At 59.0% G+C, this 25,755-nt stretch carries 17 protein-coding genes; 6 read left to right on the top strand and 11 right to left on the bottom strand.

Annotation, left to right across the window (positions count from 1 at the left end; genetic code table 11):
- Window positions 1-113 precede the first annotated feature (113 nt).
- Entirely contained in the window at window positions 114-1,814 is a 1,701-nt protein-coding gene (ureC, locus tag QF010_RS21860; protein ID WP_429533937.1) for an urease subunit alpha, read from the top strand.
- Between the two features lie 60 nt (window positions 1,815-1,874).
- Here the strand turns inward: ureC and QF010_RS21855 are convergent, their stop codons facing one another.
- From QF010_RS21855 to QF010_RS21840, 4 genes are all read right to left on the bottom strand, one after another.
- Window positions 1,875-7,031, bottom strand: coding sequence for an NEL-type E3 ubiquitin ligase domain-containing protein (locus QF010_RS21855; RefSeq protein WP_429533936.1), 5,157 nt, complete (start codon window positions 7,029-7,031; stop codon window positions 1,875-1,877).
- 421 nt (window positions 7,032-7,452) lie between these two features.
- Window positions 7,453-12,273 (bottom strand): NEL-type E3 ubiquitin ligase domain-containing protein, encoded by a 4,821-nt coding sequence (locus QF010_RS21850; protein WP_429533935.1) that lies wholly within the window; start codon window positions 12,271-12,273, stop codon window positions 7,453-7,455.
- A 359-nt stretch (window positions 12,274-12,632) separates the two neighbouring features.
- On the bottom strand, window positions 12,633-12,938 hold the full coding sequence (locus QF010_RS21845; protein ID WP_033055598.1) for a chaperone modulator CbpM: 306 nt from the start codon (window positions 12,936-12,938) through the stop codon (window positions 12,633-12,635).
- 23 nt (window positions 12,939-12,961) lie between these two features.
- Window positions 12,962-13,909, bottom strand: coding sequence for a DnaJ C-terminal domain-containing protein (locus tag QF010_RS21840; RefSeq protein ID WP_429511239.1), 948 nt, complete (start codon window positions 13,907-13,909; stop codon window positions 12,962-12,964).
- 297 nt (window positions 13,910-14,206) lie between these two features.
- On the opposite strand from QF010_RS21840, the gene QF010_RS21835 reads away from it, so the two are divergent.
- On the top strand, window positions 14,207-15,481 hold the full coding sequence (locus tag QF010_RS21835; RefSeq protein ID WP_429533934.1) for an Hsp70 family protein: 1,275 nt from the start codon (window positions 14,207-14,209) through the stop codon (window positions 15,479-15,481).
- Between the two features lie 132 nt (window positions 15,482-15,613).
- Here QF010_RS21835 and QF010_RS21830 read toward each other — a convergent pair whose 3' ends face one another.
- The 3 genes from QF010_RS21830 to QF010_RS21820 all read right to left on the bottom strand — a co-directional run bounded on the left by QF010_RS21830 (window position 15,614) and on the right by QF010_RS21820 (window position 17,884).
- The gene (locus QF010_RS21830) at window positions 15,614-16,627 is read right to left on the bottom strand and encodes an AI-2E family transporter (protein WP_033055594.1); all 1,014 of its coding nucleotides are present in this window, start codon (window positions 16,625-16,627) and stop codon (window positions 15,614-15,616) included.
- Window positions 16,628-16,719: 92 nt separating this feature from the next.
- A complete protein-coding gene (locus QF010_RS21825) occupies window positions 16,720-17,025 on the bottom strand; it encodes a PsiF family protein (protein WP_429511240.1) in 306 nt (101 codons plus the stop codon).
- 64 nt (window positions 17,026-17,089) lie between these two features.
- Window positions 17,090-17,884: an AraC family transcriptional regulator gene (locus tag QF010_RS21820; RefSeq protein WP_033055627.1), complete on the bottom strand. Its 795-nt coding sequence runs from the start codon at window positions 17,882-17,884 to the stop codon at window positions 17,090-17,092.
- A 96-nt stretch (window positions 17,885-17,980) separates the two neighbouring features.
- Here QF010_RS21820 and QF010_RS21815 point away from each other — a divergent pair, with 96 nt between their 5' ends.
- Window positions 17,981-18,856 carry a DMT family transporter gene (locus QF010_RS21815; protein ID WP_429533933.1) on the top strand — a complete coding sequence of 292 codons (876 nt, stop codon included), beginning with the start codon at window positions 17,981-17,983 and terminating at the stop codon, window positions 18,854-18,856.
- Window positions 18,857-18,972: 116 nt separating this feature from the next.
- On the opposite strand, the gene QF010_RS21810 is transcribed toward QF010_RS21815, so the two are convergent.
- From QF010_RS21810 to QF010_RS21800, 3 genes are all read right to left on the bottom strand, one after another.
- The gene (locus QF010_RS21810; protein ID WP_033055591.1) at window positions 18,973-19,863 is read right to left on the bottom strand and encodes an esterase/lipase family protein; all 891 of its coding nucleotides are present in this window, start codon (window positions 19,861-19,863) and stop codon (window positions 18,973-18,975) included.
- A gap of 109 nt (window positions 19,864-19,972) precedes the next feature.
- Window positions 19,973-20,278, bottom strand: coding sequence for a DMT family transporter (locus QF010_RS21805; RefSeq protein WP_008157366.1), 306 nt, complete (start codon window positions 20,276-20,278; stop codon window positions 19,973-19,975).
- Window positions 20,279-20,917, bottom strand: a complete 639-nt coding sequence (locus QF010_RS21800; protein WP_429533932.1) for an FMN-dependent NADH-azoreductase — start codon at window positions 20,915-20,917, stop codon at window positions 20,279-20,281.
- A gap of 110 nt (window positions 20,918-21,027) precedes the next feature.
- Here QF010_RS21800 and QF010_RS21795 point away from each other — a divergent pair, with 110 nt between their 5' ends.
- On the top strand, window positions 21,028-21,951 hold the full coding sequence (locus QF010_RS21795; protein ID WP_197281719.1) for a LysR substrate-binding domain-containing protein: 924 nt from the start codon (window positions 21,028-21,030) through the stop codon (window positions 21,949-21,951).
- Between the two features lie 41 nt (window positions 21,952-21,992).
- On the opposite strand, the gene QF010_RS21790 is transcribed toward QF010_RS21795, so the two are convergent.
- A complete protein-coding gene (locus tag QF010_RS21790) occupies window positions 21,993-24,068 on the bottom strand; it encodes an AsmA family protein (protein WP_429533931.1) in 2,076 nt (691 codons plus the stop codon).
- A 386-nt stretch (window positions 24,069-24,454) separates the two neighbouring features.
- On the opposite strand from QF010_RS21790, the gene QF010_RS21785 reads away from it, so the two are divergent.
- Window positions 24,455-24,925, top strand: a complete 471-nt coding sequence (locus tag QF010_RS21785) for a hypothetical protein (RefSeq protein ID WP_429511246.1) — start codon at window positions 24,455-24,457, stop codon at window positions 24,923-24,925.
- A 156-nt stretch (window positions 24,926-25,081) separates the two neighbouring features.
- Window positions 25,082-25,714: a TetR family transcriptional regulator gene (locus QF010_RS21780; RefSeq protein WP_033055580.1), complete on the top strand. Its 633-nt coding sequence runs from the start codon at window positions 25,082-25,084 to the stop codon at window positions 25,712-25,714.
- The last annotated feature ends 41 nt before the right edge of the window (window positions 25,715-25,755 follow it).

Below are 25,755 nucleotides of genomic sequence, written 5' to 3'. Positions count from 1 at the left end.
ATTTATCTGAATAAACCGAGGCGGTAGATTTTTACGACTGCTGCGCAGCCGAGCGGGAGCAAGCTCCCTCGCCACAATGGGCAGCGGACTGCCGCACTTTCCAAGGCAAACATATGAAAATCTCAAGACAAGCCTACGCCGACATGTTCGGCCCCACCGTCGGCGACAAGGTCCGTCTGGCCGACACCGAGCTGTGGATCGAAGTCGAGAAAGACTTCACCACCTACGGTGAAGAAGTGAAATTCGGCGGCGGTAAAGTCATCCGCGACGGCCAGGGTCAAAGCCAATTGCTCGCCGCAGAGGTCGTCGACACGCTGATCACCAATGCGCTGATCATCGACCACTGGGGCATCGTCAAGGCCGATGTCGGCCTCAAGGACGGCCGCATCGCCGCCATCGGCAAGGCCGGCAACCCGGATATCCAGCCGAACGTGACCATCGCGGTCGGTGCCAGCACCGAAGTCATCGCCGGTGAAGGCATGATCCTCACCGCGGGCGGCATCGACACGCACATCCATTTCATCTGCCCGCAGCAGATCGAAGAAGCATTGATGAGCGGCGTCACCACCATGATCGGCGGCGGCACCGGCCCGGCCACGGGCACCAATGCAACCACCTGCACGTCCGGACCGTGGCACCTGGCGCGGATGCTCCAGGCTGCCGATGCGTTCCCGATGAACATTGGCCTCACCGGCAAGGGCAACGCCAGTCTGCCGGAACCGTTGATCGAGCAGGTCAAGGCCGGTGCCATCGGGCTGAAGTTGCACGAAGACTGGGGCACCACCCCGGCGAGCATCGACAACTGCCTGAACGTCGCTGACCAGTACGATGTACAAGTGGCGATCCACACCGACACGCTCAACGAATCGGGCTTCGTCGAAACCACCCTCGCCGCGTTCAAGGGCCGCACCATCCATACCTATCACACTGAAGGCGCCGGTGGCGGTCATGCCCCGGACATCATCAAGGCCTGCGGCTTTGCCAACGTGCTGCCGAGTTCGACCAACCCGACCCGGCCGTTCACCCGCAACACCATCGACGAACACCTCGACATGCTGATGGTCTGCCATCACCTGGACCCGAGCATTGCCGAAGACGTGGCCTTCGCCGAAAGCCGCATCCGCCGCGAAACCATCGCCGCCGAAGACATCCTCCACGACCTCGGCGCGTTCTCGATGATCAGCTCTGACAGCCAGGCCATGGGCCGGGTTGGCGAAGTGATCATGCGCACCTGGCAGACCGCCGACAAGATGAAAAAACAACGCGGCCCATTGCCCGGTGATGGCGAAGGCAACGACAACTTCCGCGCCAAACGCTACATCGCCAAGTACACGATCAACCCCGCAATCACCCACGGCATCAGCCATGAAGTGGGCTCGGTCGAAGTGGGTAAATGGGCGGACCTGGTGCTCTGGCGCCCGGCATTTTTCGGGGTCAAACCGACGCTGATCCTCAAGGGCGGCGCCATCGCGGCCAGCCTGATGGGCGACGCCAACGCGTCGATCCCGACACCGCAACCGGTGCATTACCGTCCGATGTTTGCCAGCTACGGTGGTTCGCTGCATGCCACCAGCCTGACCTTTATCAGTCAGGCGGCGCAAGAGGCCGGCCTTGCTGAAGCACTGGGTCTGAAAAAGAAAATCGCTGTGGTCAAAGGTTGCCGCGAGGTGCAGAAAACCGACCTGATACACAACGATTACCTGCCGAACATCGACGTCGACCCGCAGACTTATCAGGTCAAGGCTGACGGTGTTTTGCTGTGGTGTGAACCGGCGGATGTGTTGCCGATGGCTCAGCGTTACTTTCTGTTCTGAGCCATCAGCGTCCTCAATGCGAAGCATGACGCCTTCGCATTGAGGCTGAACGTGCAGTGATCAGCTGCCCGCATCGACCTTGAAAGGTATCTCCACCCGATTCAATTTGGCCCGATCCATGGCGCTCTGAGTCAGTTGCAGTAACAAGGCTTCACGCTCGTTTCTAATCAAGGCCAGCGCTTGTTCATAGGCCTCGTCCGTCATGACCTGGCCCACAGCGATAGCACTTTCCGGCTGGCCGAGTTCAGCGGCCAGGACGCGGATTTGCTCTTTCAATCCGGCTTTCTCCTCCGGTGACAGGCTCGCGCTGCGCGCTCTTGCATCCAGGGCTTCCTTGAACTCGGTCGTGGCAACTGTCTTGCGATCAATGGCCCGGAAGCGTGCCCGGTTGGAACTCTCGACAAAAGAATTCCAGAATGGCTGCTCGGCAATCGAATCACGCAGCAGATTGCCCTCCTCCAGCCCCAGAATCCTCTGATAGGCATCTTCGATCATTTCACTGGTGACGCCTGCCATATTGCGAAACTGCATGCCGCGAGCCTGCCACGGCAGGTCCAGCCGTTCTGCCAGATCCGTCATGAAGGCCAGGTGAACTTCGACCTCATCAATCGTCCCGGTGATATCACCGGCGGCATTTTCACGACGAAATCGCTCCCCCGCGGCCTCTCGGGCCTCGATATGACGCCTGGCGATTCTCCCGAGCTCATCCAGCCTCGACTTGCCTTTTGCCAGGCTCACCAGCTCAGTTTCGATCAAACCGTTGTTGCCCAGTTTTTTAGCTTCTTGAACCAGCACATCGACACCCAGGACGTTGAAAAGCTGTGTGGCTCCGTCGACGCAGCTAGATCGTGCGTTGGCCTCCATGAAGAATTTTTGTCTTAACCTGGCGTCCTCGGCCATGGTCTCCAGCATTCGCCAGACCTTGGCCGTCAAATCGGCCCGATAGGCCCTGCTGGCGGTGAAGTCTTTAGACCGGGTAAGGTTTTCGATCTCTTCGAAAAAATCGGTCGAGTTGAATTCATCCTCAACCTCGTTCCAGAGCTCCTGCTTCGCTACCCAGTCAGACCGCCTCAAGCCTTCCCCCCAATCGATGCTGGAACGCACACCTCGGGGTGGGTACGCACGATCAGGATCCATGCCCGCCGACCGAACATAGTCTTTGAGAATTTCCAGGTTTTCAGCTGACATCCATCTGGGTTCGCGGCTGAGCCACGTACGACCCAACAGTTCGGCGTCCCATGTCCCCCGAGCAACGCGCGGAATAGTCGTCAACGGGTTGTTGCGCAGATCCAGGAAAAAATGCCGAAACCGTGGCCAGGTAAACGTCCCGGGCGGCCAGGTAGTGGCCCCTGTGCCGGACAATATCAGGGTATGCAAATCGGGCATGCGACTGATGTCCGGCAACAACCCCAGCGGGTTGTCACCCAGGCATAAAGTGGTCAGTCGAGTACGGTTCCTGAGCATTGCGACGTCCGCGGGCCGCAGCACGATGCGGTTTCCCGTGAGGTCCAGGTCGGTCAAGTGCGGCATCTGGGTAATACTCTGCGGCAGCGCCGTCAGGGAATTACGCGCCACGTCCAGCGTTTGCACGTTGCGAAAGGACTCAAGAAACGGTTGCTCGATACTTGATAACCCTGTGTTGCGTAACCACAGACGTGTGACGTGATCGAAGTTGGCCTCCAGCTTGGGCATGCGATCGATGTGCAGGTGAAGATTGAAGTTACTCAGATCCAGCGTCTGACCAAGAACGTTCCCATACGCATCTACATGCCTGGGGCCGGTGCGCTGCCAACACCGCCTGATTTTTGCAGCGATGGTGTTCCTGGCGCGCCACTCGGCAACGGCACTGGGACCGAAACGAAAATCCTGGGTCGGCCCGTTTACCCACCGCTCCAGGGTTGAAACCAGTTGGTCGAATTCGATCTCAAGCGCATGAATCTGTGCGCCCAACGATGTGTTTCGCTGGCGCAAGGTCTCGATGAACGTATCGAGTTCGGCATCGCTGAGCGTTGGATAAAGGCTGCGCACGCGAAGCCGTGCAGAGCCTTCCCCGGAAACACGATGGTAACCGTCCATCCCCCCGAGCAGCTTCATGGTTTGCGGGTCATAGGTCGGCTTGCGAATCGGATGTTCAAGCAATGTCGGGGCGAACTGATCATGGCTCAGGGGTGAGCGATGTACATCGGCTTTGAGCCGTGCGCCATCGTGAATGCCATACCCCAGCGCGTCACGCTGCGCATCCGGCAAGGCGTGCAAGACTGAAGCGTAGAGCTCATCGGTGCCGTGCAGGTGCTGATCTTCGGCGTCCCGCGTCTGGTAGCGCCCGTCCTCGTCAAGAATCAGTACTTTGCGGATGGACGCCTCTTGCGGCCCCACGCTGGCATGCAGTTTCCCGTTGAATCCAAGCTCGCGAATTTCGATGCGCACCTCGTCGGACCAACCTGGCAAGTTGGCCAGCGAACCCAGCTCAAGCCTGCGCGAGTCGGCACCGGCCAGTTCCTCAAGGTATAGGCCCTCATACGCACGGTTCAATCGCACCCGGTCGCGCATGTGTCGTGCCTGTTGGCGCAAACGCAGCGAGAGGCGCTGTTTTTCGGCGAGGTGTCGCAGATCTTCCGGTTCTGCCTGTTCCAGCAGTTCCTGAGCAGCGCTGGCCGGCAGCTCCGGAACCTCATTGAGCACTCGCTGCACACGTGGATCGCTGGAAACGTCGCGTTTTTTATACAGTGCTTCGAACAGGTTTTTTTTCTGTTTGCCTGCCTGCATGGCCATCTGCTGGTGCAGTGTTTGGATACGCGTCGGTTGATCGAGTGCGATCTCATGGCCCAGCAGGGTGCGCATGTCGGCTTCATTCAACGACTCAAGCACCCGCTCTGGCAGTTTCCCGGCCGCCAGCTCGGAACGGCTGATCCTGATCGTCATCGGGTCAGTGGCCATTGCATTGCCGTGTCTGACCGAAGGCCCGGTGCGATTTTCGGCCTGAAACACTTCAATGGCGCGGCTCTCGGGCCAGCGCGGTAATGCGACCATGGCGGCCGCTTCAATGCCAATCATCTCATCGGGCACCTGATTGGCCAGGATCTGCTGCGGCAACCGTTCCGCTTCGCCGTAGGCGTCGAAACGGGTGACGGTATCGCGCAGCAACGCAGGTGGGGCTTCATGTTCGACATGCAGCCTGCGCAGCACGGTTTCATGGACACCGCTCACTCGCTGAATCTTGGCCAGCGTTTGCGCGGAGTGGTTGGCGAGTCGGCTGTCCATGCGTCGCATCACCCCCTGCGCGTCCCATTCCAGCGGTTGTTCGGTTTCGACCTTCCAGGCGCCAGCGTCGTTGTGTTCCACCCGCGGTTTGTAGGCCGTGGGGCGCTGCGGATGCTCCAGTCGGTGCTGCCCCGTCACCGGGTCCTGGCTCACCTGATAGTTCTTTTCCTCCAGCCGCAGCCACGGCTTGCCGCGGTGTTCATACAAGCCGATGTCGTTGGGCACGGCATTGGCCGGCAGCGCCACCGGGTGCTCATAAGGCCCGACGTCGGGCTTCCACAGGCGGGATTTACCACCGGGGAGCTCCACCGGTTTAAGACTGTCGATCAATGCGCTGGGCTTTACTGCGACAGCCCCCCGGGGTAGTACGTGCCCGGCACCCATCAGCGCCAACTGGGCAGCATTGATCAGCACACTGTTGATGTGAGACGCGGCCTCTTCCCGATCCCCTTTGCTCCAGTCTTCAATGCCTTCCACCAGCTCATCGACGATTTGCGCAACCATCACCCCCAGCAGGACTTCCCCCAGCACGGGCACCAACATTCCGACAAAGTTGAATACGTTCCAGCCGATGTTCAGATAAGAGCTCAGGCGCTTCCACCGTGCGGCCTCATCCTCGTCCCCTGTCGGCACCGCGATGACCCGCGCATCGGCAATGGCTTTGTCGCGTTTGTCGACACACAGCCACTGCCACACGTCATCGGCAATCAGGTTGGTGATCGGCTCGGCATTGGGGTTTTCGAGCGCGGTTTCCCGCCACCAGGGGCCCATGTCCAACGGCTCGCGTTGCTGCCAGACGACACGCGACAAGCGCTCGTTGACCCGCGCGAAGAACTGTCCTTTGTCCTTTTGCCTCACGAAACGGCTGAAGTACTCCTGATAGGGCTTATCGCGAAGCTGGCCGAGCAGTTCCTTCATGAAGTCGGCAAGGGAGTTGTACTCTTTCAAGGGGTGCAGCGGATCGTCTGGCACGTAGGCAATCAGCGGGCCGTCGAGACGGCTTTGCTGATAAAGGTCCTCGCGACGCAGCATGTCCTCCCGGACGCCAGAAGGACCGTTGGTGAGAAACGACTGCAGCAGTTTGAACTTCCCGTAAAGATCTCCTGGCATCACTGGCGCGCGATGCGACAAGTCGCTCCAGAATTTCACTCCGTCAGGGGTCAATGCGTCGACCAGTGGCTTGAGCCGGGACGGCTGGCTGACGGCGCTGAACAGCACGATGCCGTGCAACGCAAAGCCCATCAGCGTTAACCGATGCGGGTGCAGCGGCTGGTCATGGAAGTTGATTCCACGCTCGCCATCGTGCACCCGCTGAAGGATGTTATATGAATACGTACCGATGTCTTTTTTAACGTACGCCATCAGCGCCGCCAGATTGAAACTGGCCCTTTCCGTCGCCAACCAATCCCTTTCAAGTAACTTCCGGGCGTTCAGATCGGGCGGCATCAGGATATTTTTTATATGAGCCTGATACTTCGCACCCACGTCCAGGCTCCGACATAAAGTTGTAACTTTCTCGACGGTCATGGTGCGTTCAAGTTGCAACTCCCCTCTGGCATCCGTCGAATACACACCGGAGCCTGTCCTGAAATAATCCTCAGCGGTTTCGGAGGCTTCAAAGTTATGCAATGCGGCTTCCAGCAGCGAGTAATGACGCTGATAACTGGCGCCCCTGTCGATGAACAAGAGAATCCTGTCCGGCACATACAGCTTCAGCGTCAGCTCGCTGACGTCGGCACTTGAGTTGAAATTCAAGCGGATCGCCTCGGCCAGCAAAGGCTTGGCAAACGCCTGAATGTCGTGCTGCAAGTCTTTCAGGGAAGCGTCCACCTTTTCCTGCAACCGCCAGCGCACGTCAATCAGCTTTTTAAGCTGTTGCCGATGAGTGCTGGACATCTCCATGTACCAATCGGGGAATTCTGGACGTGCAATGTCCAGTGACAACAGACGGCTCATCGGCGCTTGCGTTATTGCGCGGGGCAGTGACTGGACAATAAGTTCGCGGGGCCGTTTTTTATCAACGCCCGGACGGATCACCGTCAAACCAGCAGTTCTATTCAATTCCAATTCAGACATTAGATACAACCAAACTAACAATAGGAGCAAACAGCTTAAATCGTACCGCTCAAAACAAAAGACTAAAAAACTGCTCGACCGTCCGCGTAACAAACAGAGCGAACGTTCGAATATTGCAGTGCGAAAAATACATATATAACACCCTGCGCCTACTGCAATACGAGCGGATTAATATTGGATATTACTTAACGCCCAACAAGCATTAAAAAAGCCCCAAACACTGCACAATTGGCAATATTTGGGGCCTATAAAGGAAACCTGTATTTATTCGAACGCGACGCCTGTCAATCCTGCCGCAGCCTCACTGTCCGGCGTTGAACCGGGGTAATTCCACCTTTGTCTTGCGCTCAATGAATGCTTGCTCCATCGCGTTGAACTCGCTCTTGAGTTCGTCGCTTTTGAGCTTGTACTCCTGACTCGTCATGCCTTGTTGTACGTCATCCAACGCTTGCTGACGCACCCACAGTGGACCTTGATCCAGCAGCAGTTCATCGGAGTATTTGTCTTTCAGGAACGCTCTCCAGAAATCACGCTGAGTGGTCGCCAACAGCTCCTGCGCTGAGTTGTCCAGACTCAGCACCCGCTGCTCGGCGGCATCAAGCATCGGCGTCGTCACATTGGCAATCCCGGTGAACCTGGCCTGTCCAGGTTGCCCCGGCAAGCCCAGCCGGTCCTTCAAGCCGATGCGATAGGCAAGCCGGATCTCCACTCTATCGACCTGCAAGGCTCGTTCAACTTTCTTCAGGAGGGTATCGGTTGATTGCGCAATGACACGAATGCGAGCGTCTATATCCTGCTGCGCGATTCGCTCGACTTCATCGAGTCTGAACAGTCCTTTTGCCAAGGTCGAAAGCGCCTCTTTGGCCTGCCCGGCATTGACGCTCTTCAAGCCTTCGTTGGCGAGGTTCCTGACCTCCAACCGACTGAAAATCAAACTGGCCCCATCGGCGCAAGTCTCTACATCGCCTGCCAGAAGGAACAAGTCGGTACGCAGTTCCTCGGAGTGCGTGGCGGCATCCAGTATTTTCCACACTCGCGCCTGTAGATCCGGGTAAGCATTTCTGTACTCGGCCGTTTCCCTCAGGTCTTCCAACAACGTGAAGAACTCGCTCGACGTTTGCTGGCCATCGTCTACAAGCCGCCATTGCTCCTCCCTGATGGCACGCTCGCTGTCCGGAATGTCACGCATCCAGCGCTCAAGCCTCGCATCGGAGTTCGCCAGAGGGTCGCGAACCCCATTCGGTGCCATAGGCACATGCACCCCTTCGGGTGGCCGTGAAAAGCGCATCCACGCCTGTGCATAGTCATCCAGGGCAGAAGGCGTGAGCGGATTACCGTCCAGAGAGGTGCGTTTGAATGCCCGCTCGGCAGCGGCTGCATACTCTTCAGAAGGGTTGAGGATGTCGCCTGCGACCCGGGTGATCAGGTTATCGCGCAAATCGACGCGTTGAAGATCCGGCAAGGTATCCAGCCCTGTCGGCCACTCGGTGAGTGCGGTGCGGCGCAGGTCGATTTGCCGCAAGGTCGGCATGCGGCGAAAGTCAGGTGCGCGGCCCAGTGGGTTATCACTCAAGTACAGGTGTTGTAACGCAGGACATTCTTCGAGAACCGCAACGGTCTGCGGCGTTAACGCAATCTGGTTTCTGGAAGCGTCAAGTGCCTCTAGCCAGCGCATCTCCCGCAACTCCGTCGGTATACGTGTCAGTCGATTATCCTCCAGGCTTATTTCGCGCACGTTGGGGAAGGCTTCCAGAAAAGCATCCGGCACTGCCCCAAGCGCCATAGCGCTGAGGTCTAGCGAGGGGACATGAAAAAACTGCGCCCTGGAAATCACCGGCAGCTCGCCAATCCGCAGACCAGCCAGGCTGAGCAAGCCTCCGGAGTGCAAGCCCCCCCCAGCCCCTTCCGGTACGTCCACTCTTTGCCAGCACTGGCGGAGCAAGTCCGCCACTCGCTGTTTGTCCTGCCGGCTGACCACCTCAGTACGGCCATCGGGCAAGACGTGCGTACCGGGTGTTTCCACCCAGGCTTGTGCCTCGGTTTTCAGGCTTTCCAGCTCAAATTCAAGGTTGAACAGATAGTTATCAATCGTCATCGGGAGCGTCGGATGAACCTGCGCATTCGCCGCCTGCGCCAGCACAAGTTCGATGTCTGCGTTGCCATAGGAGGGGTATAGCCTGCGAACCCTGTCGCGGCGCTCGGCGAGTAACCTTTGCATGCTCTGCCCACGACCACTCAACGGATAACCAAAACGACCATCGCCCCCACGCGCCGGCTTCTTGAAGAAGGGCTTGACCGGCTGCATCTGCAGAACCTCGCGCAGCGCCGTACGTGACAGGGCTTGCCGCCTGATCAGCAGCTTGAGCTGCGGCCCCTGCCCCACATGAGGCAGGCCCAACGCGCTGCGATGGGCATCCGGCAGTGCATGCTGCAATGCCGCGTACAGGTCGTCGTCACCATGCAAATGGTTGTCTTCAGCATCACGCGTTTCGTAGCGCCCATCGTCCTTGCGCATCAGAACCTTGCGCTCGGTGGCCTGCTCGGGCCCGACACTGGCGCGCAGCTCCCCGTGCAAGGAACCCTCCCGGACTTCAATTCGCAAGTTGCCTGGCCAACCCGGCAATGCTTCCAGGGTGTTGAGGGCAAGACGCTCGGTGTCCTGGGTCAGCAGCGCATCCAGATAAAGCCCCTCATAGGCCCGCGACAGGCGCACTTCACGTTGCGCGTGACGTAACGCCTCTGCCAGACGCAGCGGGATGGGCTTGGTTTGTCGAGTGTCCGCAAAATTCCATTTGGCCATTTGTTCGCGCTCCGCACTCGATGCACCGGCCAACAGGTCTTCGACCCTACGGGTGGGGATACCGGAAAAACGATTTTTAATCAGATTGACCTGTGGGTCTGCGCTCGCTTGCTGGCTGGCATAGCGATCATTGAACAGCACACGCTTTCTGCTGGCGGCAACCGTTGCAGGCTCATCGATGTTCATCTGAGCGATCAAGCGCTCGGCCTGTTTATAGGCGTCAAACCGGCTGAGCGTATCGGCCAACAGCGCCGGCACAGGTTCGTTTTCGACGTGCATTTTGCGCAACACACCTTCATGTGTGCCGCTGATGTCCAGGATCTGCGCAAGCTCGGCATCGCTGAACGCGTCCGCCGAGTAACCCAGGCGCCGCATCAACCGCTTCGCGTCCCATTCCAGCGGTTGCTCGGTTTCGACCTTCCAGGCGCCAGCGTCGTTGTGTTCCACCCGCGGTTTGTAGGCCGTGCGGCGCTGCGGATGCTCCAGTCGGTACTGCCCCGTCACCGGGTCCTGGCTCACCTGGTAGGTCTTTTCCTCCAGCCGCAGCCACGGCTTGCCGCGGTGCTCATACAAGCCGATGTCGTTGGGCACGGCATTGGCCGGCAGCACCACCGGGTGCTCGTAAGGCCCGACGTCGGGCTTCCACAGGCGGGATTTACCACCGGGGAGCTCCACCGGTTTGAGGCTGTCGATCAGCGCGCTGGGCTTTACTGCGGCGGCACCCCGGGGCAGTACGTGCCCGGCACCCATCAGCGCCAACTGGGCAAAATTGATCAGCACCCCGTTAATATGGGACGCCGCCTCGTCCCGATCGCCCTTGCTCCAGTCTTCGATGCCTTCCAGCAGTTCATCGGCGATCTGCGCCACCATCACGCCCAGTAGCACTTCACCCACGCCCGGAATCAACATCCCGACAAAGTTGAACAGATTCCAGCCGATGTCCAGGTAGCTGGTCAGACGCTTCCAGCGTGTCGCAGCGTCCTCATCGCCGGTCGGCACTGCAATGACCCGCGCATCGGCGATGGCTTTATCGCGTTTGTCGACATACAACCATTGCCACAGATCTCCGGCAATCAGGTTGGTGATGGGCTCGGCGGCAGGATTTTCGACTGCGGTTTCCCGCCACCAGGGGCCCATGTCCAACGGCTCGCGCTGCCGCCAGACAACACGCGACAGGCGTTCGTTGACCCGGACAAAGAATTTACCCTTGTCCTTTTGCCTCACGAAGCGACTGAAATACTCCTGATAGGGCTTGTCGCGAAGCTGGCCGAGCAGTTCCTTCATGAAATCGGCAAGGGAGTTGTACTCTTTCAAGGGGTGCAGCGGATCGTCTGGCACGTAGGCAATCAGCGGGCCGTCGAGACGGCTTTGCTGATAAAGGTCCTCGCCACGCATCATGTCCTCCCGGACGCCGGAAGGACCGTTGGTGAGAAACGACTGCAGCAGTTTGAATTTCCCGTAATGATCTCCTGGCATCACTGGCAAGCGTTGCGACCAGTCGCTCCAGAACTTCACTCCGTCAGGGGTCAATGCGTCGACCAGTGGCTTGAGCCGGGACGGCTGGCTCAAGGCGCTGAACAGCACGATGCCGTGCAACGGGAAACCCATCAGCGAGAGTCGATGCCGGTGCAGCGGCTGATCATGAAAGGTGATATCGCTTTTGTTATCGCGCACCTGTTGAAGCTTGCTGTACGCATACTCGCTGATATCTTTTTTCAAGTAAGCCGTTAACGCATCCAGGTTAAAGGACGCTTTCTGCGCGGCCACCGTATTATCTTTCAATAACTGCCTGGCGTTTGGATCGGACGGTAGCAGAATGCTTTTTATATGGCTTTGATACTGCGCACCCAGGTTTAACCGCCGACACAGGGTGGCGATCTTGGTGATCGTCATTGCTTTTACAAGTTTCAGTTCACCCCTGAAGTTCTTCGAATACACACCGGAACCGCTCCTGAAATAATCATTTGCGGTTTCCGGTTCTTCGAAGTTATGCAACGCCGCCTCCAGCAGGGTGGATTCACGCAGATAACTGGCGCCACCGTCGATCACCCGCAGAATCGTGTCCGGCACATACAGCTTCACCTTCAACGCGCTGACGTCGGCATCGGAGTTGAAATTTGACCAGATGAGCAAGGAAAGCAAGGGTTTGGCAAACGCCTGGATGTCCTGCTGCAAGTCTTTCAGAGGGGCATCCACCTTCGCCTGCAACCGCCAGCGCTCGTCAACCAGCGTCTTTAGACGCTGCCGATCGAGGCTGGACGCATTTATGTACCAATCGGGGAACGCTGGACTTGCGATGTCCAGTGATAACAGGCGGCTCATGGGTGCTGCTGTTATTGCGCGGGGCAGTGCCTGGACAATACGTTCGTGGTGAGGGCTTTTATGGGGCACTGGATTAATCGGCTTTTGTTTAACGCCTTCCAACCCTTTTAATTCAGACATTATGTAACAACCAAAGATAACGATAGAAGTTATCAGCTTAGGCGGCACCCCTTGAAATAAAAGACTAAAAATTTGTTCGACCGGCGACCGACCAATAGAGTGATCGATCAACTATTAAAGGGTTGAATATACATATATAACACCATTATTTTCTGTTGAGCTTATGCCCTCGCCACGCGCTGTTTTACCGGCAGATCATGGCGTTATGATGTTCACTCACTGCCTTGGGACATGGGCGACTACTCGATCACCAACCGAGCCAACCGCTGCTTGAGCATGCGGTTCTCGGCCCGCAGTTGCTGGACCTCTTCAAGCAGGTCCAGCGCCAGGGCGACGCCTTCCCATTCCAGCTCCAGATCGTGCCGCAGCTTCGCGGCACGTTTGGCCAGCGCCAACTCATAATCGTTGAAACGCCAATCCTTGGGCTGCTTGCCCTGAGGTTCGAGGATGCCGTGCTCGACGATCTCGATCACGTAGACGTCCGACAGGTCGGTCGCCTCACAGAATTCTGCCAGGTCCAGTTGAACGATCAGGGGGTTGCTCATGATGGGCTACTCCGTCTCTTGGATCAGAAGTTTTCTCTGGGGTTGAAAGCTGCTTTTTTCGCCAGTTCCTGCCACAACGCCTTGACCTCGTCATCCGAGGCTTTAGGCATGACGGCCTTGAGTTGTACAAACAGATAACCGCGATGACCGGCCTTGTTCATCAAGCCGTGGCCCTTGGCGCGCATGCGCTGGCCGTTCTGGCTGCCGGCCGGAATCTTGAGGTTGATCTTGCCTGTCAGTGTAGGCACTGCCACCTCAGTGCCTAATGCCAACTCCCACGGAGCCAACGGCAAGGTAATGATCAGGTTTTCGCCTTCGACGTCGAACTTGGGGTGCGGCGCAAAGCGAATGATCAAGAACAAGTCGCCATTGGGCCCGCCACCCGTGCCCGGTGCACCCTGGCCCTTGAGGCGGATGCGCTCGCCGTCGGTCACGCCGGCCGGGATCTTCACGTTCAGGCTTTTGCTGGTGTTGCTGACATGCTGGCCGGCAGCGTTGTACTGCGGCACCTGGAAGGTGACCTTCTTCGATTCGTTCGAGAGGGTTTCTTCCAGAAAAATCCCGAGTTCCATTTCCACGTCTTGCCCTCGACGCCCGGCGCTGCGGCCCGACTGTCCACCACCAAAACCAGGGCCACGGTTACCGAAAATCGAACTGAAGAAGTCCGAAAAATCGCCTGTGTCCTGACCACCACCGAAACCGCCTGCGCCACGACCCTGCCAACCCGGCGGGCCCTGGAACGGTTGGCCGTGCTGGCCGTATTTGCGCAAGTCGTCGTATTCGGCGCGCTTGTCGGCGCTTTTCAGCGCTTCATAGGCCTCCGAGGCGTCTTTGAATTTGGACTCGGCGTCCTTTTCCTTGCTGACGTCCGGGTGATACTTGCGCGCAAGTTTGCGATAGGCGGCCTTGATCGTCTTATCGTCCGCGGTCGGTTCCACACCGAGAATCTTGTAATAGTCTTTGAAGTCCATCTAAGGATCACCATCCGTTATCAAAATCGCGCCACCACCGGCAGCATGCGCTTATTGGCAGCCGCGAGGTTGACCGATCTCAAGGTTGTGACCGGGGCGCGCATCAGAAGTTTATCGGCAGCGGAGGACGGTTCTTGCGACCGTCCGATGGCTGCCAGGGTCGATGCAGACAAGTTTGGGGCATCGGGCCAGCTTATCAAGGCGCTATTCGTGGTGATTTAGCGGATAGTCGGCCTTCGAATCTGCGCCGCACTGACATACACTGCGCGGCCGTTTTTTAACCGGAACTCGAAAGACATGAAAAACGCATCTCCAGCCCGTGCCTGTGGTATCGACTTCGGCACGTCCAACTCCACCGTCGGCTGGCTGCGCCCCGGCATGGAAACGCTGATCGCGCTGGAGGACGACAAGATCACCCTGCCGTCGGTGGTCTTCTTCAACATGGAAGAACGCCGCCCGGTGTACGGCCGCCTCGCGCTGCACGAGTACCTGGAAGGCTATGAAGGCCGGCTGATGCGCTCGCTCAAGAGCCTGCTTGGCTCCAAGCTGATCAAGCACGACACCAGCGTCCTCGGCACGGCGGTGCCGTTCAAGGACCTGCTCGGACTGTTTATCGGCCAGCTGAAGAAGCGCGCCGAAACCGCCGCCGGTCGCGAGTTCGATGAAGTGGTGCTCGGTCGTCCGGTGTTCTTCGTCGATGACGATGAAATGGCCGACCAGGAAGCCGAAAACACCCTGGTGGACGTGGCCCGCGCCATCGGTTTCAAGGACGTTTCGTTCCAGTACGAACCGATTGCGGCGGCCTTCGACTATGAGTCGACCATTGAAAAAGAAGAACTGGTGCTGATCGTCGACATCGGCGGGGGTACGTCAGACTTCTCGCTGGTGCGCCTGTCCCCTGAACGCCGTACCCACGACAACCGTCACGATGACATCCTCGCCACCGGCGGCGTGCACATTGGCGGGACCGATTTCGACAAGCAGCTGAGCCTGCAAGGCCTGATGCCGCTGTTTGGCTACGGCAGCCGGATGAAGAGCGGCGCTTACATGCCGACCAGCCACCACATGAACCTGGCGACCTGGCACACCATCAACTCGGTGTATTCGCAGAAGTCGACCCTGGCGCTGGGCAGCATGCGTTACGACATCGAAGACACTGGCGGCATCGATCGCCTGTTCAAGCTGATCGACCAGCGCGCCGGCCACTGGCTGGCCATGGAAGTGGAAGAAACCAAGATCCAGCTGACCCATGCCGACAGCCGCCATGTGCCGCTGGACCGCATCGAACCGGGTTTGAGCGTGGAGTTGAGCCGGGCACTGTTCGAATCGGCCATCGACAACTTGCTGGAGCGCGTGCGCAACAGCGTGACCCAGTTGCTGAACGACGCCAATGTGCGGGTCGATCAGGTGGATACGGTGTTCTTCACCGGTGGTTCGAGCGGGATTCCGGCGCTGCGCAACAGCGTCTCGGCAATGTTGCCGAATGCGCGGCATGTGGAAGGGAACATCTTCGGCAGCATTGGCAGTGGCTTGGCGATTGAAGCGATGAAGCGCTACGGCACGATGGACTGATCCGAAACCCTGTGGCGAGGGAGCTTGCTCCCGCTGGGCCGCGGAGCGGCCCCCTTCCTATCTCCAGAAGAAGGGGACTGCTACGCAGTCCAACGGGAGCAAGCTCCCTCGCCACAGTAGATCAACAGCGGATCAGACCATCCCCACCTGCTTCAACTCACTCTTCAAATACGCGTAATAAATCGGCCCTGCCACCACCCCTGGCAGGCCGAACGCGGCCTCGAACACCAGCATCGCCAGCAGCAACTCCCACGACTTGGCACTGATCTGCCCGCCCACGATGCGCGCATTGAGAAAGTATTCGAGCTTGTGGATAAAAATCAGGTAGCCCAGCGCCGCCACGGCCACCCAGATCGACAGCGACAGACCGACGATGGTGATCAGGGTATTCGACATCAGGTTGCCGATCACCGGCAACAGGCCGAGCAGGAACGTCAGCACGATCAGGGTTTTGGTCAGTGGCAGCTTGATCCCGAACATCGGCAGGACCACCGCCAGGAAAATCCCGGTGAAGAAGGTGTTGAGCAGGGAAATCTTGATCTGGGCGAACACGATGTTGCGAAATGCCTGGACCAGCAGGTGCAAGCGGTCGAACAGCGCGGCGGCCAAGGGCTTGCGCTTGGTCACGTCTGGCACGCGCTGCAAGGCAATGATCGCCCCCAGCACCATGCCGATCAGCAGCGTCACAAACATGTGCGCCACGTCCTTGCCCACCAGCTGCAAGTCGCTGAGGTGCTTGCTCACCCACTCGCCAATCGCCACGCGGAACTCGGCGGCGCTGGCGGGCAGATAGGCGTCGATGAACGGCGGCAGTTGCCCACGCGCCCGATCAACCACCCCCATGAATTTGTCGAGAGAAGCGCCGGGGTTTTCCGCTTCATGCAGCAGAAAGCTGAAGGCACCGGCAAAGATCAACGTCAACACACTGACCACTAGCGTTCCCAACAACGCCACCGCCAGCCAGCGCGCACGCCGACCTTCGATCAACCGCTGCAATTGCGGGGTGAGCATGTTGACCAGTTCGAACACCAGCAGCCCGGCCAGCAGGCTGGGCAGTAACCGCAGCGGTATCACCAGCAACAATCCGCCGAAAATAATGACCCAACTGATGACTAGCAAGACGTGACGTTGAGAAAACGTTGGCATACAGCCTCAAAACGAACGGCGTAAAAGGATTGGCAGTCTGCCAGCGTTCCGGCGGCGAAGCGAGCAGATGCCTTCGCCCCGTAGACGCTCGATTATTTTTTCTTCAGGCAATCGCTCATGAAGGTTTTGCGCGCATCGCCCTTGAGCGCCTTAGTGGCGGCATCAGCGTTGCAGGTTTTCATTTTCTCTTGCTGAGGCGTCAGGGGTTTGGCGGCATCGGCGGCGGGCGCAGCTTTGAGGCAATTGCTCATGAAAGCTTTGCGTTCGTCTCCCTTGAGGGTTTTCGCGGTAGCGTCAGCATTGCAGGTGGTCATCTTGTTCTGTTGCTCAGTGGCGGCGAAGCCCTGGGAGCAGAGCAGCAAACCGATCATCAACAAAGGGACACGCAACATCTTCATGGAGTTTTCTCCTTGTTGCCGCACCGACGAGCACGGCCTCGTTCTGGAGTGTAGACAACACCTGTTACACCTTCCTGCTCTCAAGGTGGCTGCGTCGATACTGTTCCGGCGTGCACTGCGCCTGGCGTTGAAACATCGCGATAAACGCAGAGCCGGTGCTGTAGCCCATGTCGAAGGCGATTTCCTGAATGCTGCGATGGCTGTCCAGCGCTTCGATCGCCGCCAGAAACCGCAACCGCTGCCGCCACTCACCAAAACTCATGCCCAACTCACGCACGAACCGCCGCGCCAGGGTGCGTTCGCTGACATGGATCTGCGCAGCCCATTCCGCTAAGGGCCGGTTATCACCGGGCTCGGCCTGCAAGGCTTCGAGTATCCCGAGCAAGCCGGGGCTGCTGGCGTAGGGCAAATAACACTCATGGACGGGCGCCTGTTGCAACTGATCCACCAACACCTGAGCCAGACGTTTGTCGGCTTCGTGCTCGGGAATCTTCACGTCCCGGGTGGCGAAGTCTTTGAGGATCGCTTTGAGGATGTCGCTGATGGCCAGGGTGCAGGCCTGTTGCGGCAGGTCCTGGCACATCGGCGGTGCCAGGCAGACCGCGCGATAGTTGATGGGCTGATGGCTGTAGAAGCTGTGCTCGGTCTGCGGCGGCACCCACACCGCATATTGCGGCGGTGACATGAAGCGGCTGCCGCCGATTTCCATGTGCAATACGCCGTGGGCCGAATACTCCAGCGTGCCCCATGGATGACGGTGCGCTGAGGCAAATCGATGCGCATCAAAGTCGGCATAACGGAAGTACACCGGGGCAGGCAATTCGCTGAAGTCGAGCAGATCGATGTGTTTACTGTTCATGCTGTCCGTCATCAGGGGCAGGTTGTCCGGATCGAAGTATAGGCCTGTATTCAGACAGGCGATAATCACCCCTCATTAACGTTCTGGTTTTCTCTGATGCAATACGCTTATCCCCTGCTGGCCATTTTCATTTGGGCCGGCAACACCGTGATCACCAAGATGTCGGCCGGGGCGATCTTCCCCGCCGAGATCGGCTTTTACCGCTGGCTGCTTGCCGGACTGCTGTTCACACCCTTCATGCTCAAACCGGTGATCGCCCATTGGTCAGCGATCCGCCCGAACCTGGGCAAGATCTTTGTGCTCGGCGTGCTCGGCATGGCTGTTTACCAAAGCCTGGCGTACTTCGCCGCGAGCCTGACCTCGGCCACCAACATGGGCATCATCCTGTCGCTGATGCCACTGATGTCGCTGGCCATGGCGATCATCAGTCTCGGTCAGCGCCTGACCATCGGGGCCCTGGTCGGAGCGGTGCTGTCGCTCGCAGGGGTTTTGGTGGTCGTCTCATCCGGCAGCCTGGGTGCGCTGCTCGAACACGGGGTGAACCTGGGTGACGCGATGATGCTGATCGCCACCCTGGCCTACGCGATCTACAGCACGCTGCTGAAAAAGTGGCAGCTGCGTTTGCCGCCGCTGGTGTTGTTGTACTTGCAGGTATGGGTGGCGGTGGTGGTGCTGTTTCCGATGTTCCTCGCGTCACCAAAAATCGGCCCGACGCTGCAGAACATTCCGCTGGTGCTTTACGCCTGCCTGCTGGCCTCGATGATTGCGCCATTGGCGTGGATGCAGGCCGTGATCCGCCTGGGGCCGAGCCGGACCACCCTGTTTTTCAATCTGCTGCCGTTGATTACTGCGCTGATTGCAGCGGTGGTGCTGCATGAGCAGTTGGCGATGTATCACCTGGTCGGCGGGGTGTTGACGCTGGGTGGGGTGATTATGTCGGAGCGCTGGACCACGGTTCTCGGCCGCGCGTAAACCTTTGTGGCGAGGGAGCTTGTCGGAACGCCGCACCGTCCCGCTCGAGCGCGAAGCGGTCGCAATTCGGGGCCGCTTCGCAGCCCAGCGGGAGCAAGCTCCCTCGCCACAGGAGGCTACACCCCGGCGGCTTTCAATCGGGCCGCATGCTCGACAAACAACCGGATCGGCTCCGCGCCCTTGCCCACCCAACCCAACGACTGATTGACGATGTCGAAGTGATCCAGCGGATACTCATCGCCGATCACCGTCCCCAGATGCGAGCTGTAACGCCCGACCATTCCGTCGCAATGCCCGACCTCTCGAACGAAGGTCCTGGCAAACAACCGACAACTGCGGTTGGTCCCATCAAACAGGTTTCGCCCGCGATCGGTCTTGCCCGGCTGCAAGGTCCCGGACCAGGAGTAATACCGCACGCCATTGACCTCTTCCGGCCCATGCCCGCCCCAGGTTTCAGGCAAGCCCTGTGGATAACGCTGGTTGAACAGCGCCACGCCTTCCGTTGTCAGGGAATGATGAGAGGCATGGATATCCACCGGCAATTTCGGTCCGCGATAACCAGTATCCAGCAGGCTCATCAGCGCACTGATCCAGCGCAGCAAAACGCTGAGCAAACGCCCCTTGGCACTGTCTCCCGGATAGTGTTTATGCAGGTAATCCGCCAGCTCCGAACCGTGATTGGGCCCTGCCACCGACGTCACCGACGCCACCCGATCCGGGCGCTTGGCAGCGGCGTAACGGGCGGTGAGCGAGCCCTGGCTATGGCCGATCAGGTTGACCTTCTCGGCCCCGGTTTCCCGCAGAATCTCCTCGATCCGCGCCAGCAGCTGCTCGCCACGTACCTCGTTTGAATTGAGCGGCGAGACCTGCACCGCAAACACCAAAGCCCCACCCCGGCGCAACGCCGAGATAATCCCGTACCAATACGGATAGATCAGTAGACGGATAAACCCGAGCATTCCCGGGACCAACACCAACGGATAACGCGTGGCAGAACCTTGCGACATGGGTGAACGTCCTTGTGATCGGTGAGGTGACGCAAGGCTGAATGCAAGACACCAGCCAAGCATCGGCATCGAAGATGACAACTCAACGACCAGTCTATGACATCCCGCCCTACTTCAGTCCCACCACCCCCGCCACGATCAATCCGACCGACACCAGTTTGACCGCCGTCAGGCTTTCGCCGAGCAGCGCAAACCCGAGAAACACCGTGCCCAGTGAGCCGATGGCGGTCCAGATCGGGTAAGCGATGCTCACCGGCAACTCGCGCATGGCCAGGGTCAGGAAGTAGATCCCGCCCACCGCAGCCACCACGGTGATCATTGACGGCCAGAGCCGGGTGAAGCCCTCGGCGTACTTCATGCCCATCGCAAAGGTGACTTCGAAGCCGGCGGCGATCAGCAAAAACAGCCAGGCCATCTAGAACTCCCTGGCCAGCGCCCGCAAACGCTGCTCGGCCTCGGCGGCGGAGATCTGGAACGTGCGCGCCTCGGATTCTTCGCCTTCGGCGGCCACAACCGTGATGTCGGTGATGCCGATGAACCCCAATGCCGTTCGCAACAACGGATCGGCATGGTTCATCGCCTCAAGTTCTCCACCGGGCCCGAAACCGAATCCACCGCGACTGGTGACGATCAATGCCTTCTTGCCCTGCACCAGCGGCTCGTATTGGGCGACGCCATTGTCCAGGGTGTGATTGAAGGTCAGCCCGAGTCGCACAATCTGATCGATCCAGGCCTTGAGACCGCTGGGCACGCTGAAGTTGTGCATCGGCGTGGAAATCACCAACAAATCGTGATCGAGTAACTCGCCCACCAATTCATCGCTGAACGCTAGGTCGGCCTGCATCGACAGCGGCCGCGCATCGGGTTCGGGGTAAAACGCGGCGGCCACAAAAGCCTCATTGACGGGCGGAATCAACGCTCGACCGACTTCTCGACGGGTCAGGTGCGACTGAGGATTGGCCGCCTGCCAGGCTGAAAGAAACACCTCGGCCAAGCGCCGGGAGTGAGAGCGGTCGCCACGGGGGCTGGCATGTACGGCAAGAATTGTGCTCATCTGAATCTCCTGAAGGACTAAACTCAAACTGCTTGTGGCTTGCAGCTTGAAGCGCATAGCCGCCCCTCTTCAAATGAGCAAAAATCAGTCTGGATGAATTGGTTTCATCCATGGAGCTTTCAATGTTTGCCTCGCTGCCGCTGACCGCCCTGCGCGCCTTTGAATCCGCCTCGCGCCTGCTGAGCTTCAAGGCTGCCGCCGAAGAACTCTCGGTGACGCCGACGGCGGTTTCCCATCAGATTCGTTCGCTGGAGAGCTGGCTCGGTGTGCCGTTATTCGAGCGGCTGCCACGGCAAGTTCGCCTGACGGATTGCGGTGAACGGCTGTTCCACAGCTTGCACGGTGCCTTGCTGGAGGTGGCGCAAAGTGTCGATACCTTGCGCCCACAACGCAGCGGCGCGAGCCTGACGATCTCCACCACCGCTGCTTTCGCTGCGTTGTGGCTGGTGCCGCGGCTGGGCCGGTTCTACGCCCGGCACCCGAACATCAGCCTGCGGCTCGATACCCATTGCGAAGTCATCGATTTGCATCAGGACGCCAGCGTCGATCTGGTGCTGCGCTACAGCCTCGATGATTACCCGAACCTTTATGGCCTGTGTCTGTTTGACGAATCCTTCGGCGTCTATGGCTCGCCGGAGCAAGTCGCCCTGGCCGCCAGCCGAACGCCGACGCTGATCAGCGTGCGCTGGCACAACTCCAAACTGTACGCCCACGGCTGGGAGGCCTGGTGCGCACAATCGGGCGAGACCTGGCTTGCGGGGCACCCAGCGGTCCGCGAATACGACGAAGAACATTACGCCCTGCAAGCGGCGATTGCCGGGCAAGGCCTGGTGCTGGCGAGCAATATTCTGGTGTCCGAAAGCGTGGCCAACGGTTTGCTGGTGGCTTACAAGGGCGAGGTTCAGGTCGACGGCGCCGGTTACGCTGCACTGTGCGTGCCGGGGCGCGAACGGCATCCGCCGGTCCGGGCGTTTTTTGCGTGGTTGCAGGAGGAAGCAGCGTTGTCAGGGTTATTGCCAAGATCGCGGCCTTAAGATGACTGATCGTTCCCACTCCGCGTGGGAACGATCTCTGGTTACCGGGTGGGTTTGACGGTGACTGGCGCCTTGCCGGCCTTCATCTGCTCCAGCAACGGCGCGCACTGATTCGGTTCGCCACCGCTCGGCGCCACCAACGCCAGCAACCCCGCCGCCGGTGCGGCAATCACACCCAACGCCACCATCCCCGCCCCGCGCAGTATCAGCGGCACAGCCTTCACACCCGCATCAGGCTTGATGAACTTGCCCCGCACATACAGCGGCGAACGCAGCGATATCAAGCGCCAGCCCTTGGATTCCGGAGTGATGGTCAGGTCCAGTTGTTCAGTCGCCATGTTGGCGGTGCCATCGATGTAGATAATCGCGTTTTCGGTATCGAAGACGAACAGGCGCGTGGTCGCCAGACCGGTCTTGATATCGAAGTCGGCGGCAGCGCAGTTGATCTTCACTTCCTTGTCACCAAAGATTTTGCCGACCACATAGTTGCCAACGTTGAGCCCGGCCAGTTCCATGAGTTCGCGGCTGATGGCACCGTCATTGATCAGCATCTTCAGATTGCCATTGGCAGTGCCCAGCAGTTTGGCCACCGAGTTGCCACGACCGGTGATGTCGGCATCGCCATTGAGCTCGCCGAAACTGGTTTTCATCGGCTCAAAGGTCGGGAACAACTGCTTGAGTTTGAACTTGCGTGCGGTGAGTTTGGCCCGGCCTTCCAGCGGTTCGGTTCGGCCATTGAGGCGAATCTGAGCATCCAGGTTGCCGCCGGCCACGCCGAAGCGCAGGGGTTCAAGGCTGAGCACGCCGTCGGTGAGTATCAGGTGGGTGTAGAGATCGTTGAACGGCAGTTTTTCGCTGTGGACGATGCGCTTGCCAGTGAACTCGACGTCAGCGTCCATATCGCGCCAGCGCTCGGTTTTAAACTCTTCGACCGGCAACACCTTGTCCGCCGGCTGCTTGCTGTCGCCGCCACGGGCCTTTTGTTTGGCGTTGGAATCAGCACCGATCAGCGGGGCCAGGTCGGCAAACAGCAGTTGATTGGATAGCAATGAGCCGCTCAGCTTCGGGCGCGGCTGACTGGCGACATAAGCAAGGCTGCCATGGATGTCGCTCTGACCGATCTTGCCGTTGAATTCTTCGTAACGGAACACCGCGCCGTCTGCTTCATGCAGCTTGGCGATCAGGTGCCCGTCAGTCTCGTACGGCGGTGTGTCCGGCAGGGTTACGCCGGTCAGCGGATAGAGATTGCCCAGGCTGGTGCCAGCCAGTTTCAGGCGCAAGTCCAAGGCGCCGAGATTCAGTGGATCGGTGAGGGTGCCGGCCAGTTCGACACTGGTGTCGGCGATTTTCACTTGCGCTTGAAGCGGGAACGGTCTGGCCGCGTCCTGCAACGCCAGCAGGCCGCCGATCTTGCCTTCGCCCGCGAGTTTCTGGCCGTGGTATTGGCCTTTGACCTTCAGCGCGAATGCGTAATCCTGCGGCGCAGCGCCCTTCTGCGACGCGGTTTTCGCCGCTTTGTCACCGACGATGTCACTGAACGGAATCGGTTTGCCCAGCGGGTCGATGATCAAGTCGAGCTGAGTTTTCAGGTTTTGGTCGTCGAGGGTCACGCGGCCTTTGTCGAAGCCGATCGCTCCGATGTCCACCACCCAGCTTGAAGGCTCGGCGTTCGGGTCTTTGGGGTCGAACTTGAAGGTCCAGTTAGCGCGACCATCGGCCAGGCGCTGGAGATCAGCATTCGGTTCGGTCAGGTCGATACGCGGGATCACCACGCGCTGCGCCAGCAAGGCCAAGGGCGAGAGGCGCAACTCGACACGCTTGAGGGTGACCATCTGCGGCTGCTTCGACCAGTCCGGGTTGCCCAGGCTCAAGTCCTGCGCCACTACATGCGGCCACGGCACCCACGCGCGCCAGCCGCCCTCGTCAGGTTCACGCTGCCAGACCACCGCGAGGTTGCCGTTGATGGCGAACGGGCGGTGCAGTTCTTCGGAAACTTTGGCGTTCAGCGATGGTTTGATCCGGTTCCAATCGAAGAACGCGATGATCAGAACCAGTACGGCCAGCAGGACAACAAGGCTGGCGAGGGTCCAGGTAAAAACTTTACGAGTGCGCGTCATTGCACAGGGCTCCTGATACGACTGAGCGCCCTGACTGCGACGCACGTTTGAAGCGTTAGGGCAGAACCGGCCTGCCATGGAGTCTACGACTGGGAAATGGCGCGCAGGTTTAACAGAAATTTGGCTTAACGCTCAAATAATCGGCCGGCGACAGGATGCCCCTCAATCCAGCGTTACCGGCCCCGCACTTTTGCATGGCGCAAGTGAGTGGAAAATACCCATCTCAGCGCAAAAACGTCCGCCGGAAACGCCCGATTTAGAGCCGTTTCACGGAACAATCAATTCCGTTGATTATTACCATTGCGTTTATGAACTTTTATATCGACTTATCGAGAGTAGCATTGCCCTCGTACCCACTTTATCGCCCTCCTACGGAGCACCCGATCATGAAACGCCAATTACTGTTTAGCCTTACCCTCTCGATGTTAGCCAGCACGGCTTTTGCCCTGCCAGCGGCTGACCAGGCCACACCGCAAGTGAAATCCACCCACTCGGAGTTCAGCCAAACCGTCGCCGAAGGTGGCAATGATCGCCTGAAAGAAAAAGGCTTGATCACCCAGGATGGCTCGGACCGTACTCCACAAGGCCAAACCCTGGCTGCTGATGGTTCCGATCGCACTCCACAAGGCCAAACCCTGGCTGCTGATGGTTCCGACCGCACTCCACAAGGCCAAACCCTGGCTGCTGATGGTTCCGACCGCACTCCACAAGGCCAAACCCTGGCTGCAGATGGTTCCGATCGCACTCCACAAGGCCAAACCCTGGCTGCTGATGGTTCCGACCGCACTCCACAAGGTCAAACCCTGGCTGAAGGTGGTGGTGACCGTGTCATCGAACGCAACAGCGCTTTGAGCTAAGCCTATGGCGGCCCTGAAAAAAAGCCCAATCCCCGGATTGGGCTTTTGACGTTATAGATGCCTCACTTTCCCGCTTGATCCCCCGATAGTCATTCGACGCCGGCAAAGCCGATTTGCTAGAGTGCGTCGCTGTCTTATCCAGAAAACACCCTTGCGATGCTGCCCCGCGCCGAACAGAAACAACAGACCCGCAACGCCCTGATGGACGCTGCCCGCCACTTGATGGAATGCGGCCGAGGATTCGGCAGCCTGAGCCTGCGCGAAGTCGCCAGAACCGCCGGGATCGTGCCCACCGGTTTCTACCGGCATTTCGCCGATATGGATGAACTGGGCCTGGTACTGGTGAGTGAAGTCGGTCAAACCTTCCGCGAAACCATTCGCCTGGTGCGCCACAACGAGTTCGTCATGGGCGGCATCATTGACGCCTCGGTGCGGATCTTTCTCGACGTGGTCACGGCCAATCGCTCGCAGTTCCTGTTTCTGGCCCGCGAGCAGTACGGCGGCTCGCTGCCCGTGCGCCAGGCCATTGGCCGTTTGCGCGAAGACATCAGTTCGGACCTGGCGGCCGACTTGTCCTTGATGCCGAAACTGCAACACCTGGATATCGCCGGCCTGAGCGTCATGGCTGACCTGATTGTTAAAAGCGTATTCGCGACCTTGCCGGACATCATTGATCCGCCGGCGCAGGCGCTGCCCGAGCATCTGACGCCGCAGGCGAAAATCACTCAGCAACTGCGATTCATCTTTATCGGCCTCAAGCATTGGCAAGGCTTGGGCAGCACCGAATAACCCATGTGGGAGCAAGCCCGCTCCCACAAAAATCCCTCCAA

Origin of the sequence: Pseudomonas silensiensis (assembly GCF_050434865.1) — a bacterium.
GTDB classification, from domain to species: Bacteria; Pseudomonadota; Gammaproteobacteria; order Pseudomonadales; family Pseudomonadaceae; genus Aquipseudomonas; species Aquipseudomonas fluorescens_W.
The sequence above is the reverse complement of the archived record's forward strand: the minus strand, read 5'-3'. Positions and strand labels throughout refer to the sequence as shown.